Origin of the sequence: uncultured Bradyrhizobium sp., from assembly GCF_947648125.1 — a bacterium.
In the GTDB taxonomy this organism is placed as follows: Bacteria; Pseudomonadota; Alphaproteobacteria; order Rhizobiales; family Xanthobacteraceae; genus Bradyrhizobium.
In genome coordinates this window covers 255,395-271,556 of the sequence record NZ_CANSMR010000002.1, presented here as the reverse complement: position 1 = coordinate 271,556, position 16,162 = coordinate 255,395, and the positions used below count along the sequence as shown (strand labels likewise).

At 65.7% G+C, this 16,162-nt stretch carries 9 protein-coding genes; 6 read left to right on the top strand and 3 right to left on the bottom strand.

Going from position 1 to position 16,162, the window contains the following annotated elements:
* Positions 1 to 26 precede the first annotated feature (26 nt).
* Entirely contained in the window at positions 27 to 3,224 is a 3,198-nt protein-coding gene (locus tag Q0030_RS04835) for an Rne/Rng family ribonuclease (protein WP_298363550.1), read from the bottom strand.
* Positions 3,225 to 3,929: 705 nt separating this feature from the next.
* Between Q0030_RS04835 and Q0030_RS04830 the strand changes: the two genes are divergently transcribed.
* The 5 genes from Q0030_RS04830 to Q0030_RS04810 all read left to right on the top strand — a co-directional run bounded on the left by Q0030_RS04830 (position 3,930) and on the right by Q0030_RS04810 (position 11,157).
* Positions 3,930 to 5,255 carry an N-acetylmuramoyl-L-alanine amidase gene (locus Q0030_RS04830; RefSeq protein WP_298363549.1) on the top strand — a complete coding sequence of 442 codons (1,326 nt, stop codon included), beginning with the start codon at positions 3,930 to 3,932 and terminating at the stop codon, positions 5,253 to 5,255.
* Between the two features lie 269 nt (positions 5,256 to 5,524).
* On the top strand, positions 5,525 to 8,026 hold the full coding sequence (locus Q0030_RS04825) for a penicillin-binding protein 1A (RefSeq protein WP_298363548.1): 2,502 nt from the start codon (positions 5,525 to 5,527) through the stop codon (positions 8,024 to 8,026).
* A 106-nt stretch (positions 8,027 to 8,132) separates the two neighbouring features.
* Positions 8,133 to 9,264, top strand: a protein-coding gene (gene prfB / locus Q0030_RS04820) for a peptide chain release factor 2 (RefSeq protein WP_298363547.1) whose coding sequence is annotated in 2 segments (ribosomal slippage) — positions 8,133 to 8,201 and positions 8,203 to 9,264 — 1,131 coding nt in all. Because the reading frame shifts where the segments join, the coding sequence is not laid out codon by codon here.
* A 3-nt stretch (positions 9,265 to 9,267) separates the two neighbouring features.
* Positions 9,268 to 10,137, top strand: coding sequence for an NAD(P)-dependent oxidoreductase (locus Q0030_RS04815; protein WP_298363546.1), 870 nt, complete (start codon positions 9,268 to 9,270; stop codon positions 10,135 to 10,137).
* Positions 10,138 to 10,221: 84 nt separating this feature from the next.
* Positions 10,222 to 11,157 (top strand): DMT family transporter, encoded by a 936-nt coding sequence (locus Q0030_RS04810; protein WP_298363545.1) that lies wholly within the window; start codon positions 10,222 to 10,224, stop codon positions 11,155 to 11,157.
* On the opposite strand, the gene Q0030_RS04805 is transcribed toward Q0030_RS04810, so the two are convergent.
* Positions 11,117 to 13,270, bottom strand: a complete 2,154-nt coding sequence (locus tag Q0030_RS04805; RefSeq protein WP_298363543.1) for a carbamoyltransferase C-terminal domain-containing protein — start codon at positions 13,268 to 13,270, stop codon at positions 11,117 to 11,119. The genes Q0030_RS04810 and Q0030_RS04805 overlap by 41 nt on opposite strands.
* Positions 13,271 to 13,428: 158 nt before the next feature.
* On the opposite strand from Q0030_RS04805, the gene Q0030_RS04800 reads away from it, so the two are divergent.
* On the top strand, positions 13,429 to 14,664 hold the full coding sequence (locus Q0030_RS04800; RefSeq protein WP_298363541.1) for an ABC transporter substrate-binding protein: 1,236 nt from the start codon (positions 13,429 to 13,431) through the stop codon (positions 14,662 to 14,664).
* Between the two features lie 183 nt (positions 14,665 to 14,847).
* Here the strand turns inward: Q0030_RS04800 and Q0030_RS04795 are convergent, their stop codons facing one another.
* Positions 14,848 to 16,158, bottom strand: coding sequence for an O-antigen ligase family protein (locus tag Q0030_RS04795; protein WP_298363539.1), 1,311 nt, complete (start codon positions 16,156 to 16,158; stop codon positions 14,848 to 14,850).
* Positions 16,159 to 16,162: the final 4 nt, after the last annotated feature.

Below are 16,162 nucleotides of genomic sequence, written 5' to 3'. Positions count from 1 at the left end.
CCGGGCGTTTTGACTTTCAGGTGGCGCTAGTTGCCGCCGCCGCCGAAGCGGCGCGACCACCAGCCCTTGCGTGCCGGAGCTTCGGCCGTAGCGGCCTCCGGTGCGGGCTGCGGGGCAGTGGCCGCGGGTTCAGGGGCGGGGGCAGGTTCCTCCGCCGGGCTCTGTGCCAGCGCAGGTGTTGTCTCAGGTTGCGGGCTCGACGCGAAGCTGACCTTTTCGCGCACCGTCGAGCGTCGCCGCTGCGCGCGGTCACTTTCGGCGGTGTCCTCGGCGGCAGGCGCCGCAACGGTTTCGGGCTCGGGGGCCGCGATCGCCTCAACCGGTGCGGCCTCGATCGGCTGCCATTCCGTCGGCTGGGTGACCAGCTCGGGCTGCGCGAGCGAGGGAGCCGGCTCCGCGTCGTGGCTATCGAAATCCGCGACCGCGTCCGTGGCTTCAGGTGCTGACACTGGGCTCAGCTCATCGGAGATCGATCCGGCGAGACCGTCATCCGGTCCGCCACTGCCGCGCCGCCGGCGACCGCCACGGCGTCCACGGCGCCGCGGGCGGCGATCTCCGTTGGCGGCCTGGTCGTCGCGGGCTGCGCCCTGCGCTTCGTCGCCTTCGTCCTCATCGCCTTCGGCTTCGCCCGCGGCAACCACCTCGGTGCCATCAGGCAGGACATGCATCAGATCGCCGTCCTCGCGCGGCTGCGGAGCGCCTTCGCGCGCTTCGCTGCCACCACGGCCGCGGCGCCGACGGCGGCGCTTGCGGCGCTGGCCGTCGCCTTCGCCCTCAGCGGCGCCTGCTTCCTCGCCGGCCGCCCGGTCGTCGACGAGCCCTTCGGTCTCGTCGGTCTCGATCTCGGCCTCGTATTCGAACAGCTCTTCCTCGTCATCGGGCTCATCGGCCTGCGCGGGCGCAGCGGCCGCTTGCGCAGCAAGCAGCGCCTTGGCGGCTTCGAGCGTATGCACCTGCTCGCCGCGATCGATGATGTAGGATTGCTGGCCGTGCACCGTGGCGTCGGCGACGATCGACAGCGAGACCCGGAAGGAGTCCTCGAGGTCGCGCAGATGGCCGCGCTTGTGGTTGAGCACGTAGAGCGCGACGTCGGTGCGGGTGCGGACCACCAGATTGTGGGTCGCGCCCTTCATCAGGATTTCCTCGATGCCGCGCAAAAGCTGCAGCGCCACCGACGAGACCGAGCGGACGTGACCGCTTCCGCCGCACTGCGGGCAGGGCTCGGTCGAGCTCTCCAGCACGCTGGCGCGGATGCGCTGGCGCGACATTTCCAAGAGGCCGAAATGCGAGATGCGGCCGACCTGGATCCGCGCACGGTCCTGGCGCAGGCAGTCCGACAGCTTGCGCTCGACCGCGCGATTGTTGCGCTTCTCGTCCATGTCGATGAAGTCGATGACGATCAGGCCCGCGAGGTCGCGCAGACGCAATTGACGCGCAACTTCTTCCGCGGCTTCCAGATTGGTCTTGAGCGCGGTGTCCTCGATATGGTGCTCGCGTGTGGCGCGACCGGAGTTGACGTCGATCGAGACCAGCGCCTCGGTCTGGTTGATCACGATGTAGCCGCCGGAGCGCAACTGCACGGTCGGCGAGAACATCGCGTCGAGCTGGCTTTCGACACCCATCCGCGAGAACAGCGGCTGGCCGTCGCGATATTGCTTCACCGCGCGCACATTGGCCGGCATCAGCATCTTCATGAAGTCGCGCGCTTCGCGGTAGCCGGCTTCGCCCGCCACCTGAATCTCGTCGATCTCCTTGTTGTAGAGGTCGCGCAGCGAACGCTTGATCAGCGAACCTTCCTCGTAGACCAGGGTCGGCGCCTGCGACTTCAGCGTCAAGTCGCGCACTGTCTCCCACATCCGGATCAGGTACTCGAAGTCGCGCTTGATCTCCGGCTTGCTGCGGGAGGCGCCGGCGGTGCGCAGGATGATCCCCATGCCCTCTGGCACGTCGAGGTCCTGCACCACTTCCTTCAGCCGCGAGCGGTCCTGGGCGGAGGTGATCTTGCGGCTGATGCCGCCGCCACGCGCGGTGTTGGGCATCAGCACGGCATAACGGCCGGCGAGCGACAGATAGGTGGTCAGCGCGGCGCCCTTGTTGCCGCGCTCTTCCTTGACGACCTGCACCAGCATCACCTGCCGGCGCTTGATCACTTCCTGGATCTTGTACTGGCGACGGGGGCGGAACGCGCGCTCCGGAACCTCCTCGAGCACGTCGTCGCCGCCGACGGACTCGACGACATCCTCTTCCTCGCCTTCCTCGCCGTCATCCTCATCATCGTCTTCGCCGGCATCGTCGCCATGCCGGGCCTCGGGCGCGGCGCCGTCCGCAAGCGTCGCGTAGTCGGCAACGCCGTGCTCGTCGGCCACGGCGTGAACGTCGTCGGCAGCCACATGCGGCGCGTCGTCGGCATGCGCGGTGTTTTCCGCGACCTGCTCCTCATGGGTCCGCTCGGGCTCATGATTGACCTCGGCGGTCTCGACGAATTCCGGCGCCGCTGACGCAACGGAGGCTTCGACCACCGCGACGACGGGGTCGGACGGCGCGTCGGCGGCCGGCGCCTCGCTCGTTACGGGGGCGTGGTCGTGATCGTGCGCGTGATCATGGTCGTGGTGGTCATGATCGTGATCATCGTGACCATGATCGTCGTGACCATGGTCATGGTGATGCTCATGATCGTGGTGATGCTCGTGGTCGTCGTGATGCGCATGATCATGCGCATCATGCTCGTGACCCTCATGGGCGACCGCGCCGTGCTCACGATGCTCGGCATCGACGGGATGCTCGTGAGCCTCGACCGCCGGCTGGGCCTGCGCGTCGGCGGCACCCTCGATCACCTCGCTCTGGACACGGTCGCCATGGCCGCGGCGGCGGGCATTGCGATGACGCGACCGGCGGCGATGGCCGCGGTTCTCGTGCTCTTCCTCGGCCTCGCGATGGGCGCGCTCGTCGGCTTCGATCAGCGCCTGACGGTCGGCGACCGGGATCTGGTAGTAGTCGGGATGGATTTCGCTGAAGGCCAGGAAGCCGTGACGGTTGCCGCCATACTCGATGAAGGCAGCCTGCAGCGACGGCTCTACGCGCGTAACCTTGGCGAGGTAAATGTTGCCGCGCAGTTGTTTGCGCTGGGCGGTCTCGAAATCAAACTCTTCGACGCGATTGCCACGGACCACGACGACCCGGGTCTCTTCCGGGTGGGTGGCATCGATCAACATCTTGTTGGGCATTTTGGAGCTCTTGACGGCGGCGGGCGCGGATCATGGCGCGCGCAAACTGCGCCGCCCGGTGACGCGACGGTCCACCTGATTCGGGGGTGAGGGGAAGGCCAAAACGCGTCTCGCGGCGCAGCGCCGGACGGGAACCCACCGGGTTGATGCGACGGGCGAAGTTTTCACCTCGCGTCAGCGCGATCATTCGGGGGATCCTGGTCGGCAATGCAGTCTGGCGCATTAAGCGTCGGCCCGTCTAAACATGTTGGCGGCGAAATTTACCGCCGTATCTTTTGCTGAAGGCCCCGCCTGGCGCCGAAGCGCCTGCCGGCCATCGCATATCGAGGCCCCAAGGGGCCGGATAATCGGTTACGCCGTGTCTCAAACCGTCCCTCTGGCGAGGGAGTGTGTCTGGGACCGGACGCCGCTCGGGCTTGAATCCGCCTCTCCGTGTCAGCCGCGCGCGGCGCTGGCTGGGGAGGGACCGGAAAAACACGGCGGGATCTTCGACTTGGAAGGTTCCACCGCTGCACCGAGAGGCTGAACGCGACACAACCGGGAGTACTAGCCGTCAGCACTCCGTACATACGTGGATTGCCCGCCGCGTGCAAGGGAAGCGTCACGCCGCCGCAACACTCGATTCTTTTCGCCGGCGCGTCATTAGGGTGCGATTAACCGTGTGGTTCTAATGCGGTAAGAAGCAGCTGGGAGGCTCCGAATCGGGTGGAGAACCGCGCAAAACACCTTATTTTCCTGGGATGCGGGCTGTTGTGCGCTGCAGCATTGGCGCTTGGCGTGGCCAGCGCCCCGAGCGCGGCCGAGGGACCACCGGACGGCCAGTCGGCGCCGGCCGCAAATGCCTCCGCCGCCAGTGCGCCGAATTTCCCGGTCGCATCCGGCGCCAGGCTCGCTGGCGACGACAAGCAGACCCGATTCATCCTCGATCTCGACCGCAAGATCGAATTTCGCGCCTTCCCGTTGGCCGACCCCTACCGCGTCGTGGTCGATATCCCGCAGGTCAATTTCCAGCTCGCTGCCGGCACCGGCTCGGCGGCGCGGGGATTGGTGAAGGCGTTCCGCTATGGCCTCGTGATGCCCGGCGGCTCCCGGATCGTGTTCGACATGACCGGCCCGGTGAAGATCGCCAATTCCTATGTGCTCGATGCCGCCAACGGCCAGCCGCCGCGGCTGGTGCTGGACTTCGAGCAGGTCGATCGCACCAGCTTCGTGCAGTCGCTCGCGCCGGAGGGCCGGCCCGAATTGAAACCGGCGATCTCCGAATCCACCACGGCGACCATTCCGGCCGTCACCACGTTGGCGCTGCCACCGGTTACGACCACCGACTCGCGCCCGCTGATCGTGATCGATCCGGGTCACGGCGGCATCGACAACGGCACCCAGTCCGGCGACCAGACCGAGAAGAACCTGGTACTGGGCTTTGGCCTTGCCCTGCGCGACCGGATCGAGAAGTCGGGCAAATACCGGGTGGTCATGACCCGGTCCGACGATACCTTCATCCCGCTCAACGACCGGGTGAAGATCGCCCGCTCGCAATCCGCGGCGCTGTTTGTCTCGATCCACGCCGATGCCTTGCCGCGCCGCGAGGGCGACGCCCAGGGCGCCACGATCTACACCGTGTCGGACAAGGCGTCCGACGCCGAGGCCGAGCGGCTGGCGGAAGCGGAAAACAAGGCCGACGCCATCGCCGGCGTGAACCTGACCGACGAGCCGACCGAGGTCGCCGACATCCTGATCGACCTCGCCCAGCGCGAGACCAAGACCTTCTCCAACCGCTTCGCGCGCCTGCTGATGGACGAGATGAAGACCACGGTGCGGATGCACAAGCATCCGCTGAAATCGGCTGGCTTCCGGGTGCTGAAGGCGCCCGACGTGCCGTCCGTTCTGGTCGAGATCGGCTACGTCTCCAACAAGGGCGACCTCGAGCATCTGGTCTCCGAGAACTGGCGCAACAAGGCCGTCGGATCGATGGTCCAGGCGATCGACACGTTCTTCGCCAAACGGCTGGCAACTGCCGGACCGGCAAAGTGAAATTGGCCGCCTGAAAAGCCGGGGCCGTTGCCCGGAAGCCCTAGTTTGGCCACAGCGGCGACGCTATAGACAGAGGACCGCAGGTCCGCAGAATCGACCATATTGTCCGGCGGCTTTTGTTTATTCGCGTGCGTAGGGCGGCTCGCTGGGCCAATGCTTCGATGTAAAGGCCGGCCTCGCTATGTGAGCCTTCGTTGTGTGAGGCTTCGCACTTTTGGACAGGCGCTTCTGACGATTGAGCGCCGGAGGGTAGGAACGGAACGTCGATAATGCGCCTGCTCGTGCGGTTCATGGGTTTCTTGTTCGCCGCCGGAACCGTCGTGTTCCTGGTCGGCGTCGCCGCCGTCGCCGGCGCCATCTGGCATTTCTCCAAGGATCTGCCCGACTATTCACAGCTCCAGGATTACGAGCCGCCGGTGATGACCCGCGTGCACGCCGTCGACGGCGCGCTGCTCGGCGAATACTCCAAGGAGCGCCGGCTTTATCTGCCGATCCAGGCGGTGCCGAAGCTCGTGATCAACGCGTTCCTCGCCGCCGAAGACAAGAACTTCTACGAGCACGGCGGCATCGACTATCAGGGCATGGCGCGCGCTGCGATCCTCTACGCGCAGAACTACGGCTCCAACCGCCGCCCGCAGGGCGCCTCGACCATCACCCAGCAGGTCGCCAAGAACTTCCTGCTGACGAACGAGGTCTCGTTCGCGCGCAAGATCAAGGAAGCCTTGCTGGCGATGCGCATCGAGCGCGCCTATTCCAAGGACCGCATCCTCGAGCTCTATCTGAACGAAATCTATCTCGGGCTCGGCGCCTACGGCATCGCGGCCGCCTCGCTGGTCTACTTCGACAAGTCGGTCAACGAGCTGACGATCGCGGAAGCGTCCTATCTCGCCTCGCTGCCGAAGGCGCCGGCCGCGCTGCATCCGGTCCGCAACCGTGATCGCGCGATCGAGCGCCGCAACTATGTGATCGACCGCCTGCTGGAGAACGGCTGGATCAAGCAGGCCGACGCCGACAAGGCGCGCAAGGACCCGCTCAACGTTACCAGCCGCTCGAACGGCGCGCACATCTTTGCCGGCGAATATTTCGCCGAGGAAGTCCGCCGCGACATCTTCGAGCGTTATGGCGAGAAGAAGCTTTACGAGGGCGGCCTGTCGGTCCGCACCACGCTGGATCCCAAGATCCAGGTGATGGCGCGCAAGACCATGGTCGCAGGCCTCGTCAATTACGACGAAGCGCAGGGCTGGCGCGGCGCGGTGCACAAGCTCGACGTCTCCGGCGACTGGGGCGTCAAGCTTGCCGACGTCAAATCGCTCTCCGACATCTCGCCGTGGCGGATGGCGGTGGTGCTGGAGACCAGCGATCAGTCGGCGCGGATCGGCTTCCAGCCGGGCCGCGAGCTCGGCGGAGCGGTCAGCAAGGAGCGGCAGACCGGCATTATCACGATGGATGGCGTGCGCTGGGCCAAGACCAAGGGCAAGGCGCCGACGGCGGTCTCGCAGGTGCTGCAGCCCGGCGATGTGATCTATGCCGACCCGCTGGTGACCAAGGAAGGCACTGCGGTCGAGGGCCAGTATCGCCTGCGGCAATTGCCTGAAGTGTCGGGCGCCATGGTGGCGATGGATCCGTGGACCGGCCGCGTGCTCGCGATGGTCGGCGGGTTCTCGTTCGACCAGAGCCAGTTCAACCGCGCGACGCAGGCCTACCGACAGCCCGGATCGTCGTTCAAGCCGATCGTTTACTCGTCGGCGCTGGACAACGGCTATACACCGTCGACCACCGTGATCGACGCGCCGATCGAGATCGATCAAGGGCAGGGCGCCGGCGTGTGGCGTCCGGAGAACTATTCGACCGGCAAGTATTACGGCCCCACCACACTGCGCAACGCGCTGCAGCGCTCGCTCAACACCGTGACGGTGCGGCTCGCGCAGGACATCGGCATGCCGCTGGTCGGCGAGTATGCCAAACGCTTCGGCGTCTATGACGAACTGCCGAACTATCTGTCGTATGCGCTGGGTGCCGGTGAAACGACCGTGATGCGTATGGTCACGGCCTATTCGATGTTCGCAAATGGCGGCCGTCGCGTGAAGCCGACGCTGATTGATCGCATCCAGGACCGCTACGGCCATACCATCTTCAAGCACGACACCCGCGAGTGTCGCGGCTGCGACGCGCCGGGCGGCTGGAAGAGCCAGCCGGAGCCGCAGCTGGTGGACCGCCGCGAGCAGGTGCTCGATCCAATGACCGCCTACCAGATCACCGAGATGATGGAAGGTGTCGTCCAGCGCGGCACCGCGACCGTCGTGAGGGAGGTCGGCAAGCCGATCGCCGGCAAGACCGGCACCACCAATGACGAGAAGGACGTCTGGTTCGTCGGCTTCTCGCCGGATCTCGCGGTCGGCGTCTATATGGGCTACGACAAGCCGCGCAATCTCGGCCGCACCGCCACCGGCGGTCACGTGGCCGCTCCGATCGCCCGCGACTTCCTCAAGCTTGCGCTCGCCGACAAGCCGCCGACCCCGTTCAAGGTTCCGGCGGGCATCAAGCTGATCCGCGTCGACGCCAAGACCGGCATGCGTGCCGGCCCGGGCGATGGCGGCAATACTATCCTCGAAGCCTTCAAGCCTGGCACCGCGCCGCCGGACAACTACTCGGTCATCGGCGTCGCCGATGCCGACGGCCGCGGCCCTCCGCCCGGCCCACAGCCGTCGCAGAGTGGTGGACAGCCCGACGGCGGCTTCTTCATGCGGCCGGGAACCGGGGGGCTGTATTAGCCATCTGCACGTCCAAATCGCCGGGATAGCGCGGCCAAGCCGATTGCGCTTTGCCGCGCCGGTCGCTACATCCCCGGCACGCTTTTTCACCAACACCTGAAAGACCATGCGCGCGGAAATCGAACGCCTTGTTGAAGAGATCAAGCAGTCAGTCGGGCTGCTGAGGAGGCATCTTTGACGTCGAACAATCGACGGCACGCCTCGCTGAGCTGAACAAGCTCGCTGAAGATCCCAATCTCTGGAACGATCCCCAGAAGGCCCAGCGGCTGATGCAGGAGCGGACCTCATTGGAGGACTCGCTCTCGGGCATCGGCAAGGTCGAGCGCGAGCTCGAGGACAATATCGGCATGATCGAGCTCGGCGAGGCCGAGAACGACGCGGCCGTGGTCGCCGAGGCCGAGAAGGCGCTGAAGGACCTCAAGAAGGAGGTCGCCCGGCGCGAGCTGGAAGCGCTGCTCTCGGGCGAGGCCGACAAGTTCGATTCCTATCTCGAGGTCCATGCCGGTGCCGGCGGCACCGAGAGCCAGGACTGGGCGCAGATGCTGCTGCGCATGTACACGCGCTGGGCGGAGAAGCACGGCTTCAAGATCGAGTTCCTCGAAGAGTCGCAGGGTGAAGAGGCCGGCATCAAGTCCGCCACCATCCAGATCTCTGGCCACAACGCCTATGGCTGGCTGAAGACCGAGGCCGGCGTGCATCGGCTGGTGCGCATCTCGCCGTTCGATTCCAACGCGCGGCGGCACACTTCGTTTTCGTCGGTGCAGATTTTCCCCGTGATCGACGACTCGATCAAGATCGAGATCAAGGAGTCCGATGTCCGCACCGACACCATGCGGTCGGGCGGCGCCGGCGGTCAGCACGTCAACAAGACCGAGTCGGCGGTGCGCCTGACGCATATTCCGACCGGCATCGCGGTGGTCTGTCAGGCCGGCCGCTCCCAGCACAAGAACCGGGCGCAAGCCTGGGACATGCTGCGCGCGCGGCTTTACGAGATCGAGCTGAAGAAGCGCGAGGAGCAGGCGGCAGCCGATCAGGCCGCCAAGACCGACATCGGCTGGGGTCACCAGATCCGCTCCTATGTGCTGCAGCCCTACCAGATGGTGAAGGATTTGCGCACCGGCGTGCAGACCTCCGACACCTCGGGTGTGCTCGACGGCGATCTCGATGAATTCATGGCGGCGACGCTGGCGCAGCGTGCTTTCGGCACCGGGCCCGGCTCCGTCGAGGATGTGGATTAGCCCATGCCGCGCGTCGCTTTCATCGGATTGGGACGCATGGGCCACGGGATGGCCGGCCGTTACCTCGATGCCGGCTTCACCGTCACGGTGTGGAACCGGAGCAAGGCCAAGGCCGAGGATTTGATCGCGCGTGGCGCGCAATGGGCGACCTCGCCGGAGGATGCCGCGATCGATGCCGATGCCGTCGTGACCATGGTCGCCGACGACGAGGCATCGCGCGCGGTCTGGTTGACCCGGGACGGCGCCGCCGCCACCATGAAGGCCGGCACGCTCGCGATCGAATGCTCGACGGTCTCGTACCAGCACACGCTCGACATGGCGCGCGAGCTGCACAGCCGCGGCCTGATCTACATCGATTGCCCGGTTACCGGGCTCCCCGAAGCGGCGGCCGCGGGAAAGCTGACGCTGCTGGTGGGCGCCGATGCCGCTGATCTCGAGAAGGCACGGCCGTTCCTCGCCCCGATCGGCAGCACGATCCGGCATTTCGGTGCGGTCGGTACCGGCACCGTGTTCAAGCTGATCAACAATCTGATCGGCGCGGCGCAGATCGCAAGCCTCGCCGAGGGCGTCGCGATCGCCGAGCAGGCCGGCCTTGACATGCAATTGGTGGCCGAGGCGCTGGCGACCGGCGCGATCGCGAGCCCGCAGGTGATCCGCCACAGCAAGCGGATGATCGACCGCAACTTCTCCGGCGCGTCCTTCACGGCCGCGCTGCGCCACAAGGATGCCGACTACGCCGTGCGGCTCGCCGAGACGCTGCTGCCCGGCGTGCCCGTCAGCCGCGCCGCGCTCACCGCCTACGACAAGGCCAAGGCCCACGCGCCAGACGCCGACGAAGGCCAGATGATCGAGATCGTGTCGCGGCCGAAATAAGCAGAGCCGCCATTCACGGAAATCGGGTGGCCATCGTCGCCGCGCCCGGCTAGGCATCTGCGCCTGCGCAGATGAGTGCCCGCCATGCCTTCCGCCGATAACAGGATCGATCGCCGCGACTGGGGGCTGCTTCTCTTTCTGTCGGTGCTGTGGGGCGGCTCGTTCTTCTTCAACGGCGTCATCCTGCGCGAATTGCCGCCGCTGACCTTGGTGCTGCTGCGCGTCCTGCTCGGCGCGCTCATCCTGCTGCCGTTGCTGCGGGCCCGGAAGATCGAGTTCCCGCGTGGCCTGGCCGGCTGGGCCCCGTTCGCCGCGATGGGGCTGTTCAACAACGCGCTGCCGTTCTCGCTGATCGTGTTCGGGCAGACCTATATTCCGAGCGGGCTGGCCTCGATCCTCAATGCGACGACGCCGCTGTTTGCGGTGGTCGTGATGGCTGCGGCCGGCGAGGAACGGCTGCAGGCGCGCCGCGTGGCGGGCGTGGTGGTCGGGCTGATCGGGGTCGCGATCCTGCACGGTGATGCGCTCGGCTTCGAGAGCCGGCAGGGCATCGGCATCCTGCTGTGCCTCACCGGCGCCTTCAGCTACGGCATCGCGGCGCTGGTCGGGCGGCGGCTGCCGCAGCGCGTGCCGCCCTTAGGCACGGCGACGTTCCAGATGATGGCCTCCAGTGTCATGATGGCGGTCGTCGCCGGAGTGGCCGAACGACCCCGGCTGCTGCCGATGCCGCATCGGACCACATGGCTCGCCGTGCTCGGGCTCGCGGCGCTGTCGACGGCGCTGGCCTACATCGTGTTCTTTCAGATCCTGCAGCGCTCCGGCGCGACCAATGTGATGCTGGTGACGCTGCTGCTTCCGGTGACCGCGATGCTGCTCGGATATCTCGTGCTCGGCGAGCCGGTCGCGCCGCGCGAGATGATCGGTGCGCTCGTGATCGCGAGCGCGCTGCTCCTGATCGACGGGCGCGTCTTGACCTGGTTCAGCCGCGCGCCTGCTTCCACGCTGCATACCATCCGCTGAAGCGGCCGCTGTCGCGCCCGCCGCCGTGCCAGGCGGCATAGGCGGTGCCGTCGTCGGCGACCAGCACCACGGCATCGAGGCCTTTGGAGCGACGCAGCGTGTCCATCGCCTGCGCCGGCGTCTGCGCGATCGGGCCCGCGACGTTGAACGATGTGTTGACCGACATCTCGACGCCGATATGGCGGCCGAGCGCCTTCAGATAGGCGTAGGTGAGGGGATCGTCGGCCTCGCGCACGATCTGGATGCGGCCGGTGCCGTCGGCATGCACCACGGCGGGAATCTTGGCCCGCGCCTCCGGTTTCGAATGTGCCGTGAGCACCATGTAGTTGTAGGCATTGTAGTCGGCGTCGGACGCGCCGTCCTCCAGCTCGAAATAGTCGCGCGCGGCTTGCAGCGTCGCCATCGGCGCCAGCGGCCGGATCGCCTCGCGATACTTGACGCGCTCGTTGAGCCGCTCGCGCACTTCGGGGTCGCAGGGGTTGGCGAGGATCGAGCGATGACCGAGCGCACGCGGACCGGTTTCGGCCGCGCCCTGATAGATCGCGATGACGCCGCCTTGCGCCACCATGCTGGCCATCAGATCGGCAACCGCATCGCGCCCTTCCGATGTCGCGACATTGCCGATCTCGGTCGAGGCGATGTCGTCAGCTTGCAGCGCCGCGGTGATGTCGGCGTTCGAGGGCGGCAGGCCGCAATAGAATGCGTGCGACAGCGGCGCACCGCGCGCAGCGCCCGCCAAATGCGCGAACAGCCAGGCCGCGCCGATCGGCACGCCGGGATCGCCGGGCACCGGCGGCACCCACATATGCAGCCGCGTCTTGCGCTGCTGCACGCGTTCGAACCACGCCTCGTCAAAGTGCTCGAGCAGCCGCATGTTGCCGAGCGCGTTCAGCGCCACGCCGCCGGTCAGCACCAAACGGTCGGTGCCGGTGATGCGCAGGAGATGATCGATGACATGGATCATCGCGTCCTCGAACACCAATTGCGTGGCGGCAGCCTTGTCGACGCGGTCCTTGGTGTCGGGGCGGTGATTGATGTCCTCGACGCGCAGCACGGCGTCGGGATTCCAGAGCTGGTCGGGCCGTAGCGGCGGGCCGAGAATATCGATCAACGGCTGATGATAGGGGGTGTCGGCGGGGTCGGCGTACCAATTGGCCATCGCGCGATTGAGCTGCACGCTGCCATTGGGCCCGAGCTGCAGCACCGCCTTCAGGCGCTGATAATAGGGATTGGTGGCGCGGTTCATGTCGCCCCAGGCGGCGGCGCCCATGTAGCGGCCCTCGCTGGAGAGCCAGGTCCAGCCGCCCTGGCTCGACGAGATCACGGTGTAGAAGGCGCCGAGCGAATCGAACAGGCTCTCGTTGCAATAGAGCTGCTTCATCTCGCCGTTCTCGGCGACATAGAGCGAAATCGAGCCGACGTCGCCGGTGCCGTCGAGCACCGCAATCGCGACACGCTCGCGCACGTCGGCGAACGGCGATGCGGTGAACGAGTACCAGGCGTGATTGTCGTGATGCGGCATGCAGATCAGCGGCAGCTGTTCGCCGAGCCCGTACATCCTGCCGAGCCTGCGCGCGATACGCCGCACCTGGTCCATCTGGCGCAGGTTGATCGCCGGGGCGATCGGCGCGCGCAGCAATTTGATGCTGGCCGGCGCTTCCTCGAGCGAGGTGCGGATCAGCATCGCCAGCAGCGCCGGATAGTCCCATGTGGTGACGAAGGCCGCGATGTCGCCGATGTCGCGGCCCATCCGTTGCAACACCTTGCGCATGTCGTCGAGCGCGTGTTGCGGAAACTCATTGGTGTGTTTGTTTCCGGAAAAGCGCTCTTCCTCGTTGTTGACGATCAGGCGCGGTCCGTCCTTCTGGGTGACCTCGACCAGCGCGACGCCGGTGTTGTGGGTGCCGGGACAAGCGAGGCCGGCGATGTAGACGGTCTCGCCGCGCTGCAGCCTCTCGCGGATCGAAGCGATCGTGCGCTGCGCGAACTCGCCGTTGGCCTTGTGCAGGCCACGCTTCGCCAGCGCACGTTCGCTGAGGCGGCGCGTGATCTCATAGCCCGCGGCCGCAATACGCGGATGCCGCGGACCGGTACGAATGTCCGGTTTACGCAATCAGAACGCCTCGACTCGTGATCCCCAGATCGACTTCAATCATAAATAGCGCCAGGCAACAATGCCGTTTCGCCCAACGGAAAAACCCAGCGCTTGCCAGCACATGCGTCTCTTGCGAGACTTGTCGTCAAAACCACGACGATAATCGGGAGAAAACGATGCCGGCTCGTTCTGGATATATTGGCGCGATCGTGGCCTTCGCAAGTGCCGCATTGATCGCGACCTCCGCCACCGCACAGAAGAAATACGATCCCGGCGCAAGTGATGGCGAAATCAAGATCGGCAACATCATGCCGTATAGCGGCCCGGCGTCGTCCTACGGCGTGATCGGCAAGACCGAGGCCGCGTTCTTCAGGATGATCAACGAGCAGGGCGGCATCAACGGCCGCAAGATCAACTTCATCAGCTACGACGATGCCTATTCGCCGCCGAAGGCGATCGAGCAGGCGCGCAAGCTGGTCGAGAGCGACGAAGTGCTGCTGATCTTCCAGGCACTCGGCACGCCGTCGAATTCGGCAATCATGAAATACATGAATGCCAAGAAGGTGCCGCAATTGTTCGTCGCCTCCGGCGGCACGAAATTCGGCGACCCCAAGAACTTCCCCTGGACGATGGGCTTTCAGCCCAACTACCAGAGCGAGGGGCGGATCTATGCGAAATACATTCGCGACAAATTCCCCGATAGCAAGATCGCGGTGTTCTGGCAGAATGACGACGCCGGCAAGGATCAGTTCAAGGGCCTGAAGGACGGGCTCGGCGACAAGGCGAACATGATCATCGCCGACAAGTCCTACGAGGTCTCCGATCCCTCAATCGATTCGCAGATCGTCGCGCTGCACGATTCCGGCGCCGACATCTTCTTCTCCTGGGCGGCGCCGAAGGGATCGGCGCAGGCGATCCGCAAAGTCGGCGAGCTCGGCTGGAAGCCAAAGTTCTTCCTCGCCAACACCGCGACCACGGTCGCCTCGGTGCTCAAGCCGGCGGGGCTCGAATATGCCAAGGGGATCATCTCGACCCAGTACCTGAAGGATCCGACCGACCCAACCTGGGACAAGGACCCCGCGGTCGTGAAGTGGCGCGGCTTTATGGACAAATACTATCCCGAGGGGGACAAGGCTAATTTCAACAACGTCTATGGCTATGTGCAGTCGGAGGCCATGGTGCAGGTGCTGAAGCAATGCGGCGACAATCTCACGCGCGAGAACGTCATGAAGCAGGCGGCCAGCCTGAAGAACTTCCACTCCGACTTGATGCTGCCGGGCATCATGGTCAACACCTCGCCCGACGACTACTACCCGATCGAGCAGATGCAATTGATGCGATTTAACGGCGAGGCCTGGGAGCTGTTTGGCGATGTGATCACGGGCGAGGTCGGGCACGACGCGACGCGGTAAGCGGTTGGCCGCTACAAAGCCCGCGCTAGCTCGGCAAACACCACTGTCGTCCCTGCGAAAGCAGGGACGACGCCGAGGCGGTTGTTGTTGAGGGACTCGTGGTTCCAGAGTCGCTCAACAATGAATGCTGGTGGTTATGGGTCCCTGCTTTCGCAGGGACGACGCCGAGTATGTTGCGCGGTATTATCGCGGGGGCGCACCGCAGGCGTCCGCCAGGATCTTCTCCGGCCGCCGGGCGCGCAGCGCCATGCCGCCGGCGACGCCGACGCCGATCACATACATCCAGCCCTCATGAAAGTCGGACAGATGCGAGTTGAGCAGCGAGCTCGTGATGTTCTGCACGACAATCGCGAGCCCGATCCAGGTCACGAGATCGCGGCCGGCGAACAGCCGGACGTGGCTGGTCCACATCGCATACAGCAGCAGGACGCCAATGAGCCCCCACTGGATGGCGACATTGAAGGTCTGGTTGTGCGGGTTGTTGATCACCTCTGCGTCGAGGCCGGTTTGTCCTGTCGCATCCAGCGTGAACATGTACTTGATCGCGCCGGTGCCGTGACCGAATAGCGGCGCCTCGGTGATGAATTTCGCCGACTTCCGCCAATAGGTCAGGCGCTGCGCGGTGGAGGCGATCCCGGAGGTATCGTGTGCGCGATACTCGACGCCGACGTCGGCGATGCGCTGACGCAGATAGGGGGACGTCGTCCACACCAGCAGGCTCGCCAGCGCGACAGCGGCGAACAGCAGCCGCGTGGCGCGGCGGGACAAATGCAGCGAGGCGAACAGGACCAGCAGGACCGGCATGGTGACCAGCGCGGTCCGCGCCGAGACGACGTAGAACATGTTGACGGCGAACAGCAGGATCAGCGCGATGGCGCCGGCTGCGATGCGCCATTGCCGGGCCCGGAGCGCCGTCAACGCCGGCAGCATCAGCGCGAAGGCGCACAGCGTGAATTCCTGGCTCTGGTCGAGGTAGTTCTTGACCGGCACGCCGTCCGAGGCGGTGTGCGCGAGCTTGAGCTGCGGCAGCGCCAGCACGATCCAGGACAGGATCATCAGCAGCATGCACGACACCAGGAAAGCTGAGAACACCCAGAGCCCGCGCTGCGAGCGCTGGAAGTAGCCGAGCAGGAACGGCAGCAGCAGCAGCTTGCTGAGCGGCTTGATGCCTTGCAACCGCTCGGTCCAGCCGGCCTCCGACCATGCCACGCCGAGCACTGCGAGCGCGACCAGCGCGATCGGCAATGCAAAGGCCGGCTGCGCGAGGTCGAGAATGAACTGCTCCCAGTCGATGGTCGGGATCACGGCGACGAGCCACAGCAGCATGAAGACGGCGAGCGCGGTCGTCGACCACGGCAGCGCAGCGGCAGCCAGCACGATCAGGATGTCGGTCGTACGGACATAGGCGATTGAGCCGGACCAGGCACGGATGCGGTCGCGCCATCGTAGTGCAGGCTCGACGACGTCGCCGAACGCGTGGAATTCGGTGGTCACGATC